Genomic DNA, 16,890 nt, shown 5'->3' with positions numbered 1-16,890 from the left:
ACGTCACCGTCTTGCGACGAGCACACGAGGCGCGGCGCGCGGCAAAGGGGAAACGACGATGATGCGACGCGCACTAGTCAATCGAAAGAACATATCCTTCGTCGCGTGGGTGGCAATCGGCACGGGTTCGGTGTTTCTCAGCCTTGCGCTTCCGCTGCCCGCGCTGGGCGCATTCGTAGTCGGCGCTTGTTGCGCGTATGCGGGGCGTTCCGGCCGGTGGCAGAGCGGGCATCCGGTCGCCGGCTTGCTGGAGCGCAAGCAACCAGAGGTCGTCGACGACGTGAATCAGCAAGCACCGGCGACGAAGTCGACGCGCGAGGCGAGCGAGACGGAAGACGATGCGGCGACGCGTTGAAGCGCCGCATTCGCACGCTCATCGCCGGGCGGCGATCAAGTCATAGCGTTTGAGCAGCGCATAACGGCGAAGCTTGCGCATGCCGTCGGGCGGCACAATAGGCGTATGACGGATGTCGAGCGAAGCTTGCCTGACTAGCGAGAACGCCGCGCAGATCGCGTGCGGCGAAGAAAAACGGATAATGCACGGCGGTCTGTCTCCTGCGCAATGGTGCACTGCGCCATATCGGTATCGGTGCGGCTTACGGGCAGAATGGCAGTGCGCATCACTCGCGAACAAGGCGGTTTCCTTCAACTGCAACTGAAAAAAATTTCCCTATGCGCATCCCACCGCTGAAGGCGATCATCGCGTTCGAAAGCGTTGCCCGCACGAAAAGCGTAAATCGCGCAGCCGACGAACTTGGCCTGACCGCGTCGGCGGTGAGTCATCAGCTGAGCAACCTCGAATCGATCATCGGGCAGGCGCTGTTCCAGCGCTCCGGCCGCGGACTCGTGCTGACGCCGACCGGCGAGCGCTATCTGGCCGACGTGACGGGCTCGCTCGCGGACCTGAGCCGCGCGACCGAACGCGCGTCGAGCCGTACCGACGTCGAGATCCTGCGCGTGCATTCGAGCCCGAGCTTCGGCCTGATGTGGCTGCTGCCGCGACTGTCTTCGTTCCAGGAAGCGAACGACGACATCCAGCTGAACGTCGCCTGCTCATACGAAAACGTGTCGTTCTCGAACGGCTTCTACGACATCGACGTGCGCCACGGCTACGGCAACTGGACCAACGTCGAAGTCAAAACGGTGCGCGGCGAATTCATCGCGCCACTCGCGTCGCCGAAGTACCTCGCGCAACATCCGGTGAAGACGCCGGAAGACCTGCTGTCGCATCGGCTGATTTATTCGGAGTCGCCGCTCGTGCAGTGGAAACAGTGGTTCGGCAGGACCGGTGTCTCCGCCGCGCACAAGACCTTCGACTTCTCGTTCGACCGCTCGTACATGTCGCTCGAAACCGCGGCACTCGGGCTCGGCATCGCGCTCGAAAGCCTGATGCTCGCATCGGTGAAGATACGCGAAGGCCTGCTCGCGCCCGTGTTCGACGCCAGCTTCGCGGTCGAAGTCGGTGCCCACCATCTCGTCTATCCGGCGCAGAACGCGGACCTGCCGCGCGTCGAGCGCTTCCTTGCGTGGATCGAGCGCGAAGCGGCCGCCGACTTGCGGGGCTGAATCCGCGTTTTCGTTCGCGTCCGGCTGCACGCCTGGCACAGCGCCGCGCGTGCGCTCCATCCGTCATCTGAATTTTTCTCAGCTATTGCTGAACGTTTCCGCGTTGATGCGGGCGCCTCGCGAGCCGACACTCTGGGCACCAGTCAACACACAGGAGACAAACCATGTTGCTCGAGAACCGGACCATCATCGTGACGGGTGCGGCGTCGCCGCGAGGCATCGGCAAGGCCACGGCCCGCGCACTGGCCGCGCAAGGCGCAAGCGTCGTGATCCTCGATCTGCGCCGCGAAGATGCGCAAAGCGCGGCCGCCGAGCTCGGCGCGAGGCATCTCGGTCTGGCTTGCGACGTAACCGACAAGGACGCCTGCATCGCGGCCGCGCGCGAGACGCTGCAGCGCTTTGGACGCATCGACGGTCTCGTCAACAACGCGGGCATCACACAGCCGGTGCGCACGCTCGAGATCGGCGGCAAGGACTTCGACGCGATCGTCGACGTCAATCTGCGCGGCACGCTGTACATGTCGCAAGCGGTGCTCCCGGCGATGAAGGAGCAGAACGGCGGCAGCATCGTCTGCATGTCCTCGGTCTCGGCCCAGCGCGGCGGCGGCATCTTCGGCGGCCCGCACTACAGCGCCGCGAAAGCGGGCGTGCTCGGTCTCGCCAAGGCGATGGCGCGTGAATTCGGCGCGAACCATATCCGCGTGAACTCGATCACGCCGGGCCTCATCCATACGGATATCACCGGCGACAAACTGACGCCCGCGATGCGCGAGGACATCATCAAAGGCATTCCGCTCGGCCGGCTCGGTGACGCCGCGGACGTCGCGAACGCGTGCCTGTTTCTGCTGAGCGACCTGTCGAGCTACCTGACGGGGATCACGCTCGACGTCAACGGCGGCATGCTGATTCACTGAAACACTGCGCGCCGCCAGACGGCGCAAGCAACGCACCCGGGACACTATCCGGGGCACGTGGCCGCGGGCACGCGCAGCAGCGCCTGCCGTGGCACCCAGGAGACATCGATGAAAGCGAAATACACCGCGACCGTTGCCGGCGACGTGATGCCGCGAAACGACGAGCTCACGTTCGAAGCGCGGACCTATGCGAAGGTCGCCCGCCGGCTGATTCCATTCCTGATGCTGTGCTACCTCGGCGCGTATCTGGACCGCGTGAACGTCGGCTTCGCGAAGCTGCAGATGCTCAACGATCTTCACTTCAGCGAAACGGTGTACGGGATGGGCGCCGGCATCTTCTTTCTCGGCTACTTCCTATTCGAGGTGCCGAGCAACGTGATCCTTCATCGCGTCGGCGCGCGCCGCTGGCTTGCGCGAATCATGCTGACGTGGGCCGTTATCTCCGCGAGCTTCGTGTTCGTCAGAACACCTACCGCATTCTATGTGCTGCGGTTTCTGCTCGGCGTGGCCGAGGCCGGCTTTGCGCCCGGCGTGATCCTTTACCTGACCTACTGGTTCCCGGCGCAGCGCCGCGCCAAAGCGTTGTCGCTGTTCTTCATGGCGATTCCGCTCGCGGGCATCATTGGCGGACCGCTGTCCGGCGCGATCATGCATTCGCTGCACGACGCGCTGTCGATGTCGGGCTGGAAATGGCTGTTCCTGCTCGAAGCGCTGCCGTCGCTCGTGCTCGGCATCGCGATTCTGCTGTATCTCGATGACGGCATCGCCAAAGCGAAGTGGTTGAACGACGCGGAAAAAACGCTGCTCACACGCAACGTCGCGAACGATGCGCAACAGACGGTCACGCACGTGTCGATTCGCGACTTCATCGGCGACCGGCGCCTGTGGCTGATGGCGGCGATCTACTTCTGCGTGGTGCTGGGCCAGTATGGCCTGACGTTTTGGCTGCCCACGATCATCCGCAAGGCCGGCGTCGCCGATCCGTTGTGGGTTGGCCTGTTCACCGCGATTCCGTATCTGTGCGCGATCGTCGCGTTGCCGCTGATCGGCATGAGCGCGGATCGTCGCCGCGAGCGCCGCTTTCACCTGGCGATTCCGATGCTGGTCGCCGCCGCCGGCTTCGCGACGTTGCCGCTGCTTGGCAGCGTCGGTGCGTCGATCGTGTGTCTGAGCGTTGCGTCGGCAGGCATTCTCGCTTCGTCGTCGCAGTTCTGGTCGCTGCCGACCGCGCTGCTCGGCGGCATGTCCGCGGCGGCCGGTATTGCCGCGGTGAACTGCTTCGCGAATCTGGCGGGCTTCTTCTCTCCGGCGATCGTCGGCTGGCTCAACGATCTGACCGGCAAGTCCACCGCCGGGCTGATCTTCATTTCCGCCGCGGTAACGCTGGGCGCCTTGCTGGTCTTTCTGGTGCCCGCGCGATCCGTGAACCGATGAACCTCTCTCTCGACCTGCTACAGGAGTTACCGATGGACACTGAGACCATCACCGAGTCGGTCACGCTCGCCGAGCGTGCGTACCGCATCCGCCGCAACGCGTTGCTGATGGGCGAAGTACAGGGCCAGGGCTATATCGGCCAGGCGCTCGACATCGCCGACGTGCTGGCCGTCGCTTACTTCGGCGCGATGCGTTACCGCCCTGAAGACCCCGAATGGGAAGGCCGCGACCGCTTCCTGCTGTCGAATGGCCACTACGCGATTGCTTTATACGCGGCGCTGTTCGAAGCCGGCATCCTGCCCGCCGATGAACTCGAAACCTACGGCAGCGACGACAGCCGTCTGCCGATGTCCGGCATGGCGAGCTACACGCCCGGCATGGAGATGTCGGGCGGCTCGCTCGGCCAGGGGCTGACGATCGCCGTCGGCCGCTGCCTCGGATTGAAGCGCAAAGCGTCGGACTCCTTCGTCTACACGCTGTTCTCCGACGGCGAACTCGACGAAGGCGCGGTCTGGGAAGGCCTGATGTCGGCCGCGCACTGGAAGCTCGACAACCTGATCGCGATCGTCGACGTGAACAACCAGCAGGCCGATGGTCCATCAACGCAGATCATGGCGTTCGAGCCGCTCGTCGACAAGCTCGAAGCATTCGGCTGGTACACGCAGCGCCTGGACGGCAACGACATCGACGCGGTGAAGCGGGCCTTCGACAACGCGCGCCATCACGACAAGCCGCAACCGCGCATCATCGTCTGCGATACGAAGATGGGCTGTGGCGTGCCGTTCCTCGAAGCGCGCGAGAAGAATCACTTCATCCGCGTCGATGCACACGAATGGCAACTCGCGCTCGAAGCGCTCGAAGCCGGGAGACAAGCATGAGTACCGTTGCAAATAAGCCGCGCCTTAAAACCTCGGCGATGATCGCGTCGATTGCCGCCGAAGGACAGGTCACGCGTTCCGCGCCGTTCGGTCATGCGCTGGTCGAACTGGCGCGCACCAAGGCGAGCGTGATCGGCATGACAGCCGACCTCGGCAAGTACACCGACCTGCATATCTTCGCGAAGGAATTTCCGGACCGCTACTACCAGATGGGCATGGCCGAGCAACTGCTGATGGGCGCGGCCGCCGGCTTCGCGCACGAAGGCGCGCAGCCGTTCGTCACGACCTACGCGGTGTTCGGAACGCGCCGCGCGTACGACTTCATTCATCAAACGATCGCCGAAGACAATCTCGACGTGAAGATCGTCTGTGCGTTGCCGGGCCTGACGACCGGCTACGGCCCGAGTCACCAGGCGGCCGAAGATCTCGCGCTGATGCGCGCGATGCCGAACATGACGGTGATCGATCCGTGCGACGCGCTCGATATCGAGCAGATGGTGCCGGCCATTGCCGCACACGAAGGGCCGGTCTATGCACGCCTGTTGCGCGGCAACGTGCCCGCCGTGCTCGACGAATACGACTATTGCTTCGAATTGGGCAAGGCGAAGCTGCTGCGCGACGGCAACGACGTGCTGCTGATCTCGTCGGGGATCATGACGATGCGCTCGCTCGAAGTCGCGAAGGCACTCGAGGCAGATAACGTCGGTGTGGCGGTGCTGCACGTGCCGACCATCAAGCCGCTCGACACCGCGACGATCCTGCGCGAAGCGAAGCGCACGGGCCGTATGGTGATCGTCGCGGAGAACCATACGGTGATCGGCGGACTCGGCGAAGCCGTGGCGCGCACGCTGCTCAGCGCTGGAGTGGCGCCGCCGTTCCGGCAAATCGCGCTGCCCGACGCGTTCCTCGCCGCTGGTGCGCTGCCGACGCTGCACGATCTGTATGGCATCTCCACTAACGCGATGACTACGACGATCAAAACGTGGCTCGATTGACGTCGCACGTTGTCATGACACCGCGCGGGCCTCATCGGCTTTACACCCCGATGGTCCGCGTCGTCTTCAGCGCGATCCATGTCATGCCTTCGCGCAGTCCTTCGAGTACCGCTTCTCTTTCCACGGCGAACACCTGCGATTGCTGAAAGGTGCGTTCGAAGTCACCTTCGGGCGACACATGTTTGACATGGATCGTCGCCTGAAACCCGCCTTGTTGCGCCTCCTCCGTGTGGACACTGACGGACCAGGTCCCTTGCTGCGCGTTTGCTGATATGGCCATTGAATGCTCCTCGGGTTGTTGCGAGCGGCTGCCACCGTCAGCGTAAGGCCGTACAACGCCCGTCTCGTTGATCCAGGTCAAGCGTCGACGTGAACCGTGCGTCACGCTCGACGCCGATCGCTCGCCCGACGCCTTCAGCTTCGCTTCAGACTCACGCGAAATCGCGTGAAAACCCTGCCGGGAAAACGCGCAACGACCCGTGCATGTGAGATGCTGAGGCGCCATGCACCGCGCTCGCATCGATTTCAGGCCCCTCGCGCCGAAGTTTCGCGGTAAGCTTTTGCGACGTACCCGCGTCACGAGTTCGTGCCGGTGCGGCAACGCTGCCCTCATGATCGACGAATGCCGGGGTTCATCATGTGGTACGCCTTTATCGACGCACAACAACGCCTCGCTCGCGCGATGGTCGGGGGAGTTCCAACCGATTCGGGGTCGATGCCGAGCGCGCAAACGGGCTGGCTCAGCCCGAATCATGCGGCCGACGCGTTCAGCCACTGGCTGCTGAGATCGACTTGCGCTTTCGAGCGAACGCCGCCATTCGCGATCCACTCGGTTGTCGTCGACGGTCGCCGCGTGAGCGTCGACGAAAACGTCGTCGCCTCGTTGCCACTCGGCGCGCTGCTCAGATTCAAGCGCAACCTGCCTACCCCACCTACCGACACCAAACCGCCAGTGCTGTTGTGCGCGCCACTCGCCGGACATCACTCGGTGATGCTGCGCGAGACCGTCGAGACGCTGCTCGAAGAACGTGACGTATTCGTGACCGATTGGACCGATGCGCGCGACGTTCCGCTCGAAGCGGGCCCGCTATCGCTCGCCGACTACGTGCAGGCGCTCGATAGCTTCATCGGCACCGCCTGCGCGTTCGGGTCGCCGATTCATGTGGTCGCAATCTGTCAGGCGAGCGTGCCCGCGCTCGGCGCCGCGGCGCTGCTCGCCGTGGACGAGGCCGCGCCGATTGCGAGCATCTCGCTGCTGGGCGGCCCGATCGATACCCGTTTGAACCCGACCGTCACGGACCGCTTCGCGAGTTCGCATACGCTCGAGTGGTTCCACGATCATGCGATCGATATCGTTCCACCGCCCTATCGCGGCGCGGGACGTCTCGTGTATCCGGGATTCATCCAGCAGGCCGCGATTTTTGCCGCGCATCCGGAGCGGCAGTTGCGGCTCGAAGCGGACTACTGGTCCCGCTGGCTCGCCGGTGACATGCCCGGTGCGCGGCGGGCGCTGCGCTCGGCCAACGAGTATGCCGCGGTCCTCGATATGACGGAGTGCTACTTCCTCGACATGCTTCGCGTGGTGTTTCACGAACATCTTTTGCCGCGTGATTTATGGTCGGTCGCCGGGCGCCTGGTGCGGATCGCCGCGCTGCGCGATACCCCGCTGTGCACGATCGAGGGCGACAGCGACGAGATCACCGGCGCGGGGCAAACGCATTGCGCGCATGCGCTGCGCGACACGTCGCCGATGCGACCCGCGCGGCAGCTCACCATCGAGCAGTGCAATCACTACGATCTGTTCATCGGCCCGCGTTGGCGCGATGCGGTTTGTCCGAGCCTCTGCGAATTCTGGCGCGATGTCGAACACGCCGCGACGGAGGTTTGCCAGCCGCGCCGCGCGGCCAGGGCTTCGGCAGACCGCAGACCGGCGTGAGGTGGCCGCGACAACGCCGGCAGTCCGCGCGTCACGTCACGACGCCAGTTTGCTCAGTTCCCGCGCTCCATGCCGATCGCGGCTTCCAGGGCCAGTTCCGCCACATCGAACGCGCGGCGGATCGCCGCTTTGGCGTCGTCGTCAGCGCAGTGCGCGATGGGCTTGAGTTCGCGCGCGGGCGTGACGAGATCGAGCCGCACGTCATACAGCGGACGCGACGATCCGGGACGCAATGCCTCGATGGCGAGATGGCAGTGCGACACGAGCACGCCAAACCGCGCGAGACGCACCAGTTGCGCACCTGCTTCCGCTTCGAGCGGTGCGGCACCCGCAAAGCCAAGGTAGACAATCTGCATGTCAATGCCCATCTTCGCCTCCCGTTGCGATGATTAATCTGGCCCGGTTCCGATACACGCAGGTCCAGGCGCTCGTTATGGGCTTATCTTGTTCTTACCTGAGAGGCGGTCATTGACGTGGGTCAAGCGGGGTGAAGGCAGTGTGGCAATCAACTAGTGATAGTCGCTTGACTGCCATACCGGAGCGGACTAACATGGACTTAGTCCACTAGGAGCAGTTATGCAGACAGTCAATATACATGAAGCAAAGACCCAGTTTTCGCGTCTCGTCGATGCTGCGGCCAGCGGCGAGGAGATCGTGATCGCAAAGGCCGGCAAGCCGGCAGCGCGGCTCGTGCCGATGGAACATGCCAGGGCCGTTCGGCGGTTTGGTGGACTGAAGGGCAAGGTTCGCATTGCGGACGACTTTGACGCACCTCTGCCCGATGACGTTATCGCGGCATTCGAGGGCCGTTGATGCGACTCCTTCTCGATACGCACGTTTTCCTCTGGGCAGTCACGGACGATCGCAAGCTGACCAAAGCTGCCCGTAAGCTGATACTCGATGCAAGCGAGGTTTTCGTCAGCAGCGCGAGTATTTGGGAGGCCTCGATTAAAGCCGGTCTTGGAAAGCTCGAGGTGGACGTCAATCTCCTCGTGTCCGAGATCGAAGCGAGCGGCTTTCTGGAATTGCCGGTGCGGGCAGTGCATGCCGCTCTGGTTCGAGATTTGCCCGATATTCACAAGGACCCATTTGATCGGCTTCTGGTCGCACAAGCTCTTTCGGAGCCGTTGCGCTTGCTGAGTTCAGACGGCCACCTGTCGAAATACACAGACTTGGTTATCGCCGTCTAGGACACTCGTCAATGCATATGCATCCCCCCATTGATCGCAATATCGGCACCGGTGATAAAAGCCGCTTCGTCGGAGCATAGAAACGCGATCAACGCCGCCACCTCGTCCGGACGTCCGAGCCGGCCGACCGGGATCTGCGGCAGGATCTTCGTGTCGAGAATCTCGCGCGGCACCGCTTCGACCATCGCGGTCGCGAGGTAACCGGGCGACACGGTGTTCACCGTAACGCCGTGCTTCGCGGTTTCGAGCGCAAGCGCCTTGGTAAAGCCGTGCAGGCCCGCTTTGGCCGACGAATAGTTGGTTTGCCCGTAGGCGCCGCGCGAGCCGTTGACCGACCCCACGTTGACGATACGGCCGTGGCGCCGCTCGAGCATGCCGGGCAACAGCGGCTTGGTCATGTTGAACAGGCCATCGAGATCGGTGCGCAGCACGGCGTCCCAGTGCTCCTTGCTCATTTTCGCGAAGCTCGTGTCTTGCGTGATGCCGGCGTTGTTGATCAGCACGTCGACCGCACCGAGTTCGGTCAGCACGCGTTGTGCGCAGCGCGCGCAGGAATCGAAGTCGGCGATGTCGGCTTCGTATGCGTGAAAGTCGCGCCCCGTGTCGCGCTCGTGCTGCAGCCAGGTCGGCACGTGATCGTTGTGCGTCGAGTGCGTCACCGCGACCGTCATACCCGCGTCATGAAGCGCCCGGCTGACCGCCGCGCCCAAACCGCCCATTCCGCCTGTGACCAATGCCACGCGATCCGTTCCCATCTGAACTCCTCCTTGCCGTGTCTGCCATTGACGGTGCGCGCGCCGGCTTTGCCGGCCCGCGCGGCTAAACGACGCCCGCGAACGGCAGCGCGTTCTGCGAGCTCCACCACCACGCGCTCAAGCCGCCCGCGAGCGGCGCGACGCCCGGCGCGATGCCGTACGCCGCCTGCCACCACGCAGACCACGCAGCGCAAGCGCGGTTCGCCTCGTCGAACCACTCCGCCTCGCGCTGTACGGCGAAGGCGATCGACTTGCTCCAGTCGGCGAAACTCCGCGCCGCGTACTCGCGCGCGGCGCCCTGCGCGGTCTGATACGCCGACGCGTAATCGAACCAGCCTTCGGGCTGTCCGGATGCCGTCGAGGTCCATGGTGAAGCGAAGCGTCCGAGCGGCGCGTCGGATTCGGATGCCATCATCGCTGCCCTCCAGTGGACAGCATAGGATTGCCAGGCGCGGTTGCAAACCGTCGAGCGCGTCTGCCACCGTATCGAGCTCGCGACGGCCCGCGCTTGATCTGCATCAACAGCCTCGCCCGCCGGGCCCATAGACTCCATTTGACGACGGGCGCGAGCCCGCTTGCGCCCGTTTCCCACGTTCTGTCACGGAGCTTTGGCGATGAGCTACAAAAGCATTCTCGTTCACCTCGATACGAGCGTTCGTGCACATCCGCGTCTCGAGATCGCATTGCAGCTCGCACACCGCTTTCATGCGACGCTGACCGGCCTGTTTTCGACGTACGTACCGCCGCGGCACGCGTTCTTCGTGATGGCTGGCACCGCCGACTACTATGCGGAGCACGAGCGCCTGCGCCACGAGCGTGCCAGCGCGCTGGAGCGGCTCTTTCGCGCGGAACTCGCGCGCGCGAACGTCGACGGCCAGTGGATCGCCGCGAACGGCTACGCGAACGACGTCGTGCCGCCCTATGCGCGGGTCGCCGATCTGATCGTGCTGGGCCAGCCCGACCCGACCGACCCGGACGCGTTCGTCGCCGAACAGTTCGTCGAGCACATCGTGCTGTCGGCCGGGCGGCCGGTGTTGCTGGTGCCGTCGAGCGGCACCTTCGCGGCGCCGGGCCGCCACGCGCTGATCGCGTGGGACGGCAGCCGCGAAGCGACCCGCGCGATCCACGACGCGCTGCCGTTCCTCGCGCACGCGGCCAAAGTGACGCTGCTGACGGTTCATTCGTCGGCCGATCGTCCGCCGCAGGGCACGGCTGCCGGCGACGACATCGCACTCACCGTCGCGCGTCACGGCGTGAGGATCGACGTGCGCGAGCTGAGCGTCGCGGACCGCGCGCCGGTCGGCGACGCGCTGCTGTCGCAGGCGGCCGACCTCGGCTGCGACCTGATCGTAATGGGCGCCTACGCGCATTCGCGTCTGCACGAAGTCGTGCTGGGCGGCGCGACGCGCACGATGCTCGAATCGATGAGCGTGCCGGTGCTGTTGTCGCACTGAAGTGTGCGCTTAAGGAGTCCGCCATGTTTCACCGCCTATTCGTCGCGCTCGACGGCAGCGCCACGGCCTCGCGCGCGTTCGACGCCGCGCTGACCCTCGCCGCCGAATCGGGCGCCGAGCTGATGCCACTGTACGTGATCGACGTACCCATCATCGCTTACGACGCGCCCGGCTTCGACCCTTCCACGATCGAGGACGCGTTCATCGAGGAAGGCAAGCGGATCGCGGCCGACGCGCAGAGCCGGATGACCGCACGCGGGGTCAAGGGCACGGCCCGCGCCGTCGAAGCCGCGACCACCGGCGAAGACGTCGCGCATCGCATCGTCGAGACGGCGCGCGAATGGCACGCCGATGCGATCGTGATGGGCACGCACGGCCGCCGCGGGTTTCAACGGCTGATGCTCGGCAGCGTCGCCGAGCGCGTGCTGCGCCGCGCCTGTTGCCCGGTGCTGATGATTCCCGCGCAGGCGAGCGGCGCGACGCGCGTCCAGCCAGCCCCCGGACAGCGCCGACAGCGGACCCGCCTGAGCGAACTCGCCTGAGCCGCTAGAAACTGGCTCTGCGCGGCGCTTCAGGGCCGAGGGTGGGCTTGTTCGTCATGCCGCACGATCAGCACCGGTATGTCGGTCGACCGCACGAGCGACTCCGCGACGCTGCCGAGCAGAAAGCGCTGCACGCCACGGCGGCCATGCGTGCCCATCACGATCAGATCGGCCTGGATTTCGTCGGCGACGCGCGCGAGCACCGCCGACACGTTTTCGGCGTAAGCGTCGATCACCCGCACGCCGCCCGGCACCTGCGCCTCGCGCAACAGCTCGCGCGGGCCATCGAGCGCGCGGCTGGCGAAATCTTGCGCCGCGCCCGCCGGTTCCGGCTCGAAAGCCACGTCGGCATTGTTCGACCACTTGCCGTGCCCCACCACGCAGCAGGCTTCGAGCGTGGCGCCCGTCAGCTTCGCGAGCTTCAGCGCCTCGGCGAAGGCGCGCTGCGCGCTGGGACTGTCGTCGAGTGCAACCAGAATTCGTGCATACATGTCGGACTCCCTCTGAAAGCGCTGGCATGACCCGAAGTGGTGCCCTCGCGCGTTTGCACCGACAGTGTGAAGCGCGCCCCGCCACTCGGCTTGACGCAGGTCAACGGGTCGCCGCTCGGCGCTGCCGCTGCTGGACGACATCGCCAGCAACCCACTAGGAATAATCCTACAACCACTACCTGAACTCCTAGCACCGCTTAAAGCGCTGCCGATATGTTTCCAAGATTAGGTCGCCAATACTGGTCGGTATGGACACCGCCCCGTCAGCCACCTTATCGAGAGTCTTCCTCGTCGACGATGCGGTCGAGGTCCGGCGCCGGCTTGCTTGCCTGATCGCGCTGATTCCCGGCATCGAAATCGCCGGCGAGTCGGCGGGCGTCGAGCACGCGTTCGACGACATCGTCGCGAGTCGCGCCGATGTCGCGGTGCTGGACCCGTGCTTCTCGGGCAAGACCGACCTCCTGCTGCTCGCTGCGCTATCGCGGGTGCGGCCGTCCATCGTCAGCATCGTGCTGACCAATCATGACGCGACGGCGTTTCGCCGCGCGTGCGAAGCGGCGGGCGCCGACTTCTTCTTCGACAAGACCTCGGAGTTCGAGCTCGCCTGCCGCGCCATCGAAGCGATTGCCTATGCGCGTCGTGCGCATCGGGTCTGACCGCCAGGAGCCGATCATGCAAGTTGCCGCAGTCCGTGAACCCCGCCACGACGCGCCTCGCACCTCGCACGTCGTACCGATCCACGTCGCGCCCAGCACCGCGGCGGCACGCCACGCCGTCACGCGCTGCTCCACCTGCGCGATGCGCGCGATCTGCATGCCGCCCGAGCTGACACTGGACGAACTGAGCCGGCTCGATGCGTTGATCTGCTCGACGCGCTCGATCAAACGCGGCGACGCGCTGTATCGCGCGGGCGACGAGTTTCAAAGCATCTACGCGATACGCGCCGGCTCATTCAAAACCGTGGTCATGCATCGCGACGGTCGCGAGCACGTGACTGGCTTCCAGATTGCCGGCGACTCGCTTGGCCTCGACGGCATCGGCGAGGGCAAGCAGAATTGCGATGCGATTGCGCTCGAAGATAGCGTCGTGTGCATCATTCCGTTCGCGCAGCTCGAGGCGATCTGTCGCGAGATCAAACCGATGCAGCATCACATCTATCAGCTGATGAGCGGCGAGATCGTGCGCGAATCGAGCCAGATGATGCTGCTCGGCACGATGACCGCCGAACAGCGCGTCGCGACGTTTTTGCTGAATCTGTCGAAGCGCTTCAAGGCGCGCGGCTTTTCCGCGGCGGAGTTTCATCTGCGCATGACGCGCGAGGAAATCGGCTGCTTTCTGGGCATGAAGCTCGAAACGGTGAGCCGGATGTTCTCGAAGTTCCAGCGCGAGCACCTCGTCAAGGCGAACGGCAAAACGATCCGCATAGAAGACCCGGAACGACTGGCTCGGGTCTGAGCACCGGCGCGACGCCCGCCTCACGTTCGTTCGCGGGACATGCCGGGTGGAACAGGCGCTCCTGAACTGATATAACTCAGTGCGTTGCGGTACGCGACCTTGCGTGGCCGCCCGGAGGAGCGATGGGTCTATCGAGCGGCGAGTCTTCCTGCTTCACCAGTGCTGCATCCGGGTCGGACGTGTCGGTCGAGGATCGCTATTTCATGTTGGTCGAGGCGGTGCAGGACTACGCTATCTTCATGCTGGACCCCGCCGGCCGCGTCACCAGCTGGAATCCCGGCGCACAGCGCATCAAGGGCTACACGCCCGAAGAAATCATCGGCCAGCATTTCTCGAAGTTCTATACCCCGGAGGACATCGCGGCCGGCAAGCCCGCGCGCGAACTGGAAACCGCCGCAGCCGTAGGCCGCGCCGAGGACGAAGGATGGCGTGTGCGTCGCGACGGTTCGCGTTTCTGGGCCAACGTGGTCGTTTCCGCCGTGCACGATGCGTCGGGCGCGCTGCTCGGCTTCGCCAAGGTCACGCGCGATCTGACCGAGCGCATGCGTCTTGCGGAACTCGAACGCGCAAGCCAGGTATCCACGCACGCGCACATCGCCCGTGAAAACGAGCAGAAACGGATTGCGCGCGAACTGCACGACGATCTCGGCCAACGGCTGACGGCGCTAAAAATGAGCGTCGCGCTGCTCGAAGCGAAGCTGAACAAGCAAGCCGACACTGAGCCGCTTGCGGCGCAAACGCGTGAGCTGCAACAGCAGATCGACTGGATGGCCGCTTCGCTGCGGCGCATCGCCGCCGATCTGCGCCCCCCGCTGCTCGACGACCTCGGACTCGCCGCCGCGCTCGACTGGCTGGCCGAAGACTTCACGAAACGCTACAACGTGCGCTCCAGCGTGCATCTCGAACCCGCCGAGCCGGTATGCGGCGAATTCGCGGCGACGGCGCTGTTTCGCATCGTTCAGGAGGCGTTGACGAACGTCGCGCGGCACGCCAAGGCGAGGCGCGTACGCATCGACATGACCTGCGCGGGCCCGATCGTATCGCTCGATATCGACGATGACGGCGCGGGTGTCGCGCTGGATCATGCGCAGGGAACAACTTCATTCGGGCTGCTTGGCATTCGCGAACGTGTGCGGCAGTTGCGCGGCAACGTGTCGTTCATCAGCTCGCCGGGCCATGGTTTCAGGATCTCGATCCAGATACCAGCCGACGCGCTCGTGTAGTGCTCCCACGCCGCCGCGCCCCGCTACCGCGGATTACTCCTGGGGCGCTTCCTCGCTGATCTGCTCGCGCATCAGCAACACCGGACAGGTCGAGAAACGCAGCACCCGCTCCGCCACGCTGCCGATCACGAGGCGCCGCACGCCGCGTCGCCCATGCGTGCCCAGCACGAGCAGATCGGCGTGGACCTGCTCGCCGTGGCGCAGCACGATCGTGGCGACGTCGTCGGACAGGCTCTCCGACTCGATCATCGCGGGCCGGCAGCGCACATCGGCGGCGGCGCACGCCTGCTCGGCCTCCTCGAGCACCGAGTGGCCGTCCTGGCGCAATGCTTCGACTAGCGCGAGCGGGTCGTAATAGCCGGCATAGGAAAAGATCGGCGTCTTGTCGACTACATAAACCGGATGCACGACGGCCTTCGTCAACGCGGCGATAGTCACCGCTTCTTTCAGCGCGCGTTTCGAGAAGCTACTGCCGTCCAGCGCGACGAGGATATGTTGGTACATGCCGATTCTCCACTGAGGTTGGATTTGTCAACGCGCGTGGCGCGCCCCTGCTACAGATAAAAGGGCCCGCCCGCACTGCCCGGATGCGGCGTGCCGCGCGTATGCCGCGGCGGTGAGCCGTGTGCTGGTCGCGGTCGACGAGACGAAAGCGCGCATCGGCGGCGACGAACTGCCGGGCGACATGCGTGGCGAGCGCCAGTCCGGTGCCGCCCGCGGACGCGATCATCACGCGGTGGAAGGTGTTGCGCTCGGCAGCAGTGATCATCGGCTTTCCTCGGATCGTCGCGTCGCGCCTCGGACCGTGACGGGGCGCCCAACGGTGCCCGCTTACATAATGAACGCCGGCGCGGCGGGCGGCTTGATCTGCATCAAGCGACCATGGCTCGCGAACAAATCATGAGCGGACCGCGAGCACGGCCGCGCCGGTCAGCTTGCCGTGGCGCAGATCGTCGAGCGCGCGGTTCGCGTCGCGCAACGGGTAGGTGGTCGTCTCGATCGCGAGCCGGGTCTCCGCGGCGCTGCGCATGAACGCAAGCCCATCGTCGCGGGTCAGATTGGCGACCGACACGACGCGCCGTTCGCCCCACAGAAACGCGTACGGGAACGACGGAATGTCGCTCATATGAATCCCGCCGCACACCACCACGCCGCCCTTCGCGACCGCCTGCAGCGCCAGCGGCACCAGTGCGCCGACCGGCGCGAACAGCAGTGCGGCGTCGAGTTCGCTGGGCGGCGCCTCGTCGCTGCCGCCCGCCCATGTCGCGCCGAGGCGCAGCGCGAGTTGCTGGGCCGCGTGATCGCCGGGACGCGTGAACGCATAGACGGTGCGCTGCCGGTGACGCGCGACCTGCGCGACGAGATGCGCGGCCGCGCCGAAACCGTAGATGCCGATCCGTTCGGCGTCGCCCGCCATGCTCAACGTGCGATAGCCGATCAGACCCGCGCACAGCAGCGGCGCGGCCTCGATATCGCTGTAGTGCGGCGGCAGATGGAAGCAGTAGCGGCTATCGGCGACCGTGCGCTCGGCATAGCCGCCGTCGATCGTGTAGCCGGTGAAGCCGGCGTCTTCACAGAGATTTTCGCGGGCGGACAGACAGTAGCGGCAGTGACCGCAGGTGCGCCCGACCCACGGCACGCCGACCCGTTCGCCCACGTTGAAACCGCTGACGCCCGCGCCCAACTCGGCCACCACGCCGACGATTTCGTGGCCTGGAATCACCGGCCGCTTCGGATGTTCGAGGTCGCGATCGACCAGATGCAGGTCCGTGCGGCACACGCCGCAGGCATGAACGTCGATCAGAATCTCGCCGGCGCCGGGCCGCGGATCCGGCACTTCCCGCTCGGTCAGGGTCGCCGAGCTGCCGTCGAACACCATCGCTCGCATCGGGTTGCTCCTTCAGACGCTTCGGCGGCGGCACGCTGACGTTATGCAGATCGTGAGCTGCGCGCCGCTTTCATCAGATCAGCATAGGCGTGCCATTGTGTCGCGCGATCGGTCGCTGCCCTGAACCGTTTGATCGAGGTCAATAAGGGCCGTTTCGCCGTCCGTACAC

Annotated in this window: 23 protein-coding genes; 15 read left to right on the top strand and 8 right to left on the bottom strand. The window is 65.1% G+C overall.

The window, feature by feature from the left end; all coding sequences use genetic code 11:
* Positions 1-58 precede the first annotated feature (58 nt).
* Positions 59-355: a hypothetical protein gene (locus tag AB3X96_RS22180; RefSeq protein WP_368591400.1), complete on the top strand. Its 297-nt coding sequence runs from the start codon at positions 59-61 to the stop codon at positions 353-355.
* 18 nt (positions 356-373) lie between these two features.
* On the opposite strand, the gene AB3X96_RS22175 is transcribed toward AB3X96_RS22180, so the two are convergent.
* Positions 374-655: a hypothetical protein gene (locus AB3X96_RS22175; RefSeq protein ID WP_368591399.1), complete on the bottom strand. Its 282-nt coding sequence runs from the start codon at positions 653-655 to the stop codon at positions 374-376.
* 17 nt (positions 656-672) lie between these two features.
* Here AB3X96_RS22175 and AB3X96_RS22170 point away from each other — a divergent pair, with 17 nt between their 5' ends.
* From AB3X96_RS22170 to AB3X96_RS22150, 5 genes are all read left to right on the top strand, one after another.
* Positions 673-1,566: a LysR substrate-binding domain-containing protein gene (locus tag AB3X96_RS22170; protein WP_176111434.1), complete on the top strand. Its 894-nt coding sequence runs from the start codon at positions 673-675 to the stop codon at positions 1,564-1,566.
* A gap of 164 nt (positions 1,567-1,730) precedes the next feature.
* Positions 1,731-2,480: an SDR family NAD(P)-dependent oxidoreductase gene (locus tag AB3X96_RS22165; RefSeq protein WP_368591398.1), complete on the top strand. Its 750-nt coding sequence runs from the start codon at positions 1,731-1,733 to the stop codon at positions 2,478-2,480.
* 108 nt (positions 2,481-2,588) lie between these two features.
* Complete coding sequence (locus AB3X96_RS22160) at positions 2,589-3,914, top strand: MFS transporter (RefSeq protein WP_368591397.1); 1,326 nt, start codon at positions 2,589-2,591, stop codon at positions 3,912-3,914.
* 32 nt (positions 3,915-3,946) lie between these two features.
* Positions 3,947-4,792, top strand: coding sequence for a transketolase (locus AB3X96_RS22155; protein ID WP_368591396.1), 846 nt, complete (start codon positions 3,947-3,949; stop codon positions 4,790-4,792).
* Positions 4,789-5,787 (top strand): transketolase family protein, encoded by a 999-nt coding sequence (locus AB3X96_RS22150; protein WP_368591395.1) that lies wholly within the window; start codon positions 4,789-4,791, stop codon positions 5,785-5,787. Before AB3X96_RS22155 ends, AB3X96_RS22150 begins: the two co-directional genes overlap by 4 nt.
* A 40-nt stretch (positions 5,788-5,827) precedes the next feature.
* Here the strand turns inward: AB3X96_RS22150 and AB3X96_RS22145 are convergent, their stop codons facing one another.
* Entirely contained in the window at positions 5,828-6,067 is a 240-nt protein-coding gene (locus AB3X96_RS22145; protein WP_176111986.1) for a hypothetical protein, read from the bottom strand.
* A gap of 357 nt (positions 6,068-6,424) precedes the next feature.
* Between AB3X96_RS22145 and phaZ the strand changes: the two genes are divergently transcribed.
* Positions 6,425-7,723, top strand: coding sequence for a polyhydroxyalkanoate depolymerase (phaZ, locus tag AB3X96_RS22140; RefSeq protein WP_368591394.1), 1,299 nt, complete (start codon positions 6,425-6,427; stop codon positions 7,721-7,723).
* 53 nt (positions 7,724-7,776) lie between these two features.
* Here the strand turns inward: phaZ and AB3X96_RS22135 are convergent, their stop codons facing one another.
* Positions 7,777-8,091: a hypothetical protein gene (locus tag AB3X96_RS22135; protein WP_368591393.1), complete on the bottom strand. Its 315-nt coding sequence runs from the start codon at positions 8,089-8,091 to the stop codon at positions 7,777-7,779.
* 208 nt (positions 8,092-8,299) lie between these two features.
* Here AB3X96_RS22135 and AB3X96_RS22130 point away from each other — a divergent pair, with 208 nt between their 5' ends.
* Both AB3X96_RS22130 and AB3X96_RS22125 read left to right on the top strand, forming a co-directional pair.
* On the top strand, positions 8,300-8,536 hold the full coding sequence (locus AB3X96_RS22130) for a type II toxin-antitoxin system Phd/YefM family antitoxin (RefSeq protein WP_368591392.1): 237 nt from the start codon (positions 8,300-8,302) through the stop codon (positions 8,534-8,536).
* Complete coding sequence (locus AB3X96_RS22125; RefSeq protein ID WP_013093781.1) at positions 8,536-8,913, top strand: type II toxin-antitoxin system VapC family toxin; 378 nt, start codon at positions 8,536-8,538, stop codon at positions 8,911-8,913. Before AB3X96_RS22130 ends, AB3X96_RS22125 begins: the two co-directional genes overlap by 1 nt.
* A gap of 8 nt (positions 8,914-8,921) precedes the next feature.
* Here the strand turns inward: AB3X96_RS22125 and phbB are convergent, their stop codons facing one another.
* Positions 8,922-9,668 carry an acetoacetyl-CoA reductase gene (phbB, locus tag AB3X96_RS22120; RefSeq protein ID WP_368591391.1) on the bottom strand — a complete coding sequence of 249 codons (747 nt, stop codon included), beginning with the start codon at positions 9,666-9,668 and terminating at the stop codon, positions 8,922-8,924.
* A 64-nt stretch (positions 9,669-9,732) separates the two neighbouring features.
* Entirely contained in the window at positions 9,733-10,083 is a 351-nt protein-coding gene (locus tag AB3X96_RS22115; protein ID WP_368591390.1) for a polyketide synthase, read from the bottom strand.
* A gap of 199 nt (positions 10,084-10,282) precedes the next feature.
* Between AB3X96_RS22115 and AB3X96_RS22110 the strand changes: the two genes are divergently transcribed.
* Positions 10,283-11,122 carry a universal stress protein gene (locus AB3X96_RS22110; protein ID WP_176111445.1) on the top strand — a complete coding sequence of 280 codons (840 nt, stop codon included), beginning with the start codon at positions 10,283-10,285 and terminating at the stop codon, positions 11,120-11,122.
* A 23-nt stretch (positions 11,123-11,145) separates the two neighbouring features.
* Positions 11,146-11,664 carry a universal stress protein gene (locus AB3X96_RS22105; protein ID WP_368591389.1) on the top strand — a complete coding sequence of 173 codons (519 nt, stop codon included), beginning with the start codon at positions 11,146-11,148 and terminating at the stop codon, positions 11,662-11,664.
* Positions 11,665-11,693: 29 nt separating this feature from the next.
* On the opposite strand, the gene AB3X96_RS22100 is transcribed toward AB3X96_RS22105, so the two are convergent.
* Positions 11,694-12,155 (bottom strand): universal stress protein, encoded by a 462-nt coding sequence (locus AB3X96_RS22100; protein WP_368591388.1) that lies wholly within the window; start codon positions 12,153-12,155, stop codon positions 11,694-11,696.
* 248 nt (positions 12,156-12,403) lie between these two features.
* Between AB3X96_RS22100 and AB3X96_RS22095 the strand changes: the two genes are divergently transcribed.
* From AB3X96_RS22095 to AB3X96_RS22085, 3 genes are all read left to right on the top strand, one after another.
* Positions 12,404-12,811: a response regulator gene (locus AB3X96_RS22095; protein WP_368591387.1), complete on the top strand. Its 408-nt coding sequence runs from the start codon at positions 12,404-12,406 to the stop codon at positions 12,809-12,811.
* A 16-nt stretch (positions 12,812-12,827) separates the two neighbouring features.
* Positions 12,828-13,610 (top strand): fumarate/nitrate reduction transcriptional regulator Fnr, encoded by a 783-nt coding sequence (fnr, locus tag AB3X96_RS22090; RefSeq protein ID WP_368591386.1) that lies wholly within the window; start codon positions 12,828-12,830, stop codon positions 13,608-13,610.
* 122 nt (positions 13,611-13,732) lie between these two features.
* The gene (locus tag AB3X96_RS22085; protein ID WP_368591385.1) at positions 13,733-14,833 is read left to right on the top strand and encodes a PAS domain S-box protein; all 1,101 of its coding nucleotides are present in this window, start codon (positions 13,733-13,735) and stop codon (positions 14,831-14,833) included.
* Between the two features lie 33 nt (positions 14,834-14,866).
* Here the strand turns inward: AB3X96_RS22085 and AB3X96_RS22080 are convergent, their stop codons facing one another.
* Positions 14,867-15,337 (bottom strand): universal stress protein, encoded by a 471-nt coding sequence (locus tag AB3X96_RS22080; RefSeq protein ID WP_368591384.1) that lies wholly within the window; start codon positions 15,335-15,337, stop codon positions 14,867-14,869.
* A 112-nt stretch (positions 15,338-15,449) separates the two neighbouring features.
* Between AB3X96_RS22080 and AB3X96_RS22075 the strand changes: the two genes are divergently transcribed.
* Positions 15,450-15,737 (top strand): hypothetical protein, encoded by a 288-nt coding sequence (locus AB3X96_RS22075; protein WP_368591383.1) that lies wholly within the window; start codon positions 15,450-15,452, stop codon positions 15,735-15,737.
* Here the strand turns inward: AB3X96_RS22075 and AB3X96_RS22070 are convergent.
* Positions 15,732-16,721, bottom strand: coding sequence for a zinc-dependent alcohol dehydrogenase family protein (locus AB3X96_RS22070; RefSeq protein WP_368591382.1), 990 nt, complete (start codon positions 16,719-16,721; stop codon positions 15,732-15,734). The two genes, AB3X96_RS22075 and AB3X96_RS22070, sit on opposite strands and share 6 nt — an antisense overlap.
* Positions 16,722-16,890: the final 169 nt, after the last annotated feature.

The organism is Paraburkholderia sp. BR13439 (assembly GCF_040948805.1).
Taxonomy (GTDB): Bacteria; Pseudomonadota; Gammaproteobacteria; order Burkholderiales; family Burkholderiaceae; genus Paraburkholderia; species Paraburkholderia youngii.
This window is presented reverse-complemented; position numbering and strand designations above follow the sequence as displayed.

What these genes read in the sequence shown, in the direction of transcription:
- AB3X96_RS22110 (WP_176111445.1), top strand. Translation starts at nt 10,283, where the DNA reads ATGAGCTACAAAAGCATTCTCGTTCACCTCGATACGAGCGTTCGTGCA.
- AB3X96_RS22135 (WP_368591393.1), bottom strand. Translation starts at nt 8,091, where the DNA reads ATGGGCATTGACATGCAGATTGTCTACCTTGGCTTTGCGGGTGCCGCA.
- AB3X96_RS22095 (WP_368591387.1), top strand. Translation starts at nt 12,404, where the DNA reads ATGGACACCGCCCCGTCAGCCACCTTATCGAGAGTCTTCCTCGTCGAC.
- phbB (WP_368591391.1), bottom strand. Translation starts at nt 9,668, where the DNA reads ATGGGAACGGATCGCGTGGCATTGGTCACAGGCGGAATGGGCGGTTTG.
- AB3X96_RS22105 (WP_368591389.1), top strand. Translation starts at nt 11,146, where the DNA reads ATGTTTCACCGCCTATTCGTCGCGCTCGACGGCAGCGCCACGGCCTCG.
- AB3X96_RS22070 (WP_368591382.1), bottom strand. Translation starts at nt 16,721, where the DNA reads ATGCGAGCGATGGTGTTCGACGGCAGCTCGGCGACCCTGACCGAGCGG.
- AB3X96_RS22080 (WP_368591384.1), bottom strand. Translation starts at nt 15,337, where the DNA reads ATGTACCAACATATCCTCGTCGCGCTGGACGGCAGTAGCTTCTCGAAA.
- AB3X96_RS22145 (WP_176111986.1), bottom strand. Translation starts at nt 6,067, where the DNA reads ATGGCCATATCAGCAAACGCGCAGCAAGGGACCTGGTCCGTCAGTGTC.
- AB3X96_RS22180 (WP_368591400.1), top strand. Translation starts at nt 59, where the DNA reads ATGATGCGACGCGCACTAGTCAATCGAAAGAACATATCCTTCGTCGCG.
- phaZ (WP_368591394.1), top strand. Translation starts at nt 6,425, where the DNA reads ATGTGGTACGCCTTTATCGACGCACAACAACGCCTCGCTCGCGCGATG.
- AB3X96_RS22170 (WP_176111434.1), top strand. Translation starts at nt 673, where the DNA reads ATGCGCATCCCACCGCTGAAGGCGATCATCGCGTTCGAAAGCGTTGCC.
- AB3X96_RS22160 (WP_368591397.1), top strand. Translation starts at nt 2,589, where the DNA reads ATGAAAGCGAAATACACCGCGACCGTTGCCGGCGACGTGATGCCGCGA.
- AB3X96_RS22155 (WP_368591396.1), top strand. Translation starts at nt 3,947, where the DNA reads ATGGACACTGAGACCATCACCGAGTCGGTCACGCTCGCCGAGCGTGCG.
- AB3X96_RS22130 (WP_368591392.1), top strand. Translation starts at nt 8,300, where the DNA reads ATGCAGACAGTCAATATACATGAAGCAAAGACCCAGTTTTCGCGTCTC.
- AB3X96_RS22100 (WP_368591388.1), bottom strand. Translation starts at nt 12,155, where the DNA reads ATGTATGCACGAATTCTGGTTGCACTCGACGACAGTCCCAGCGCGCAG.
- AB3X96_RS22125 (WP_013093781.1), top strand. Translation starts at nt 8,536, where the DNA reads ATGCGACTCCTTCTCGATACGCACGTTTTCCTCTGGGCAGTCACGGAC.
- AB3X96_RS22085 (WP_368591385.1), top strand. Translation starts at nt 13,733, where the DNA reads ATGGGTCTATCGAGCGGCGAGTCTTCCTGCTTCACCAGTGCTGCATCC.
- AB3X96_RS22150 (WP_368591395.1), top strand. Translation starts at nt 4,789, where the DNA reads ATGAGTACCGTTGCAAATAAGCCGCGCCTTAAAACCTCGGCGATGATC.
- AB3X96_RS22165 (WP_368591398.1), top strand. Translation starts at nt 1,731, where the DNA reads ATGTTGCTCGAGAACCGGACCATCATCGTGACGGGTGCGGCGTCGCCG.
- AB3X96_RS22115 (WP_368591390.1), bottom strand. Translation starts at nt 10,083, where the DNA reads ATGATGGCATCCGAATCCGACGCGCCGCTCGGACGCTTCGCTTCACCA.
- fnr (WP_368591386.1), top strand. Translation starts at nt 12,828, where the DNA reads ATGCAAGTTGCCGCAGTCCGTGAACCCCGCCACGACGCGCCTCGCACC.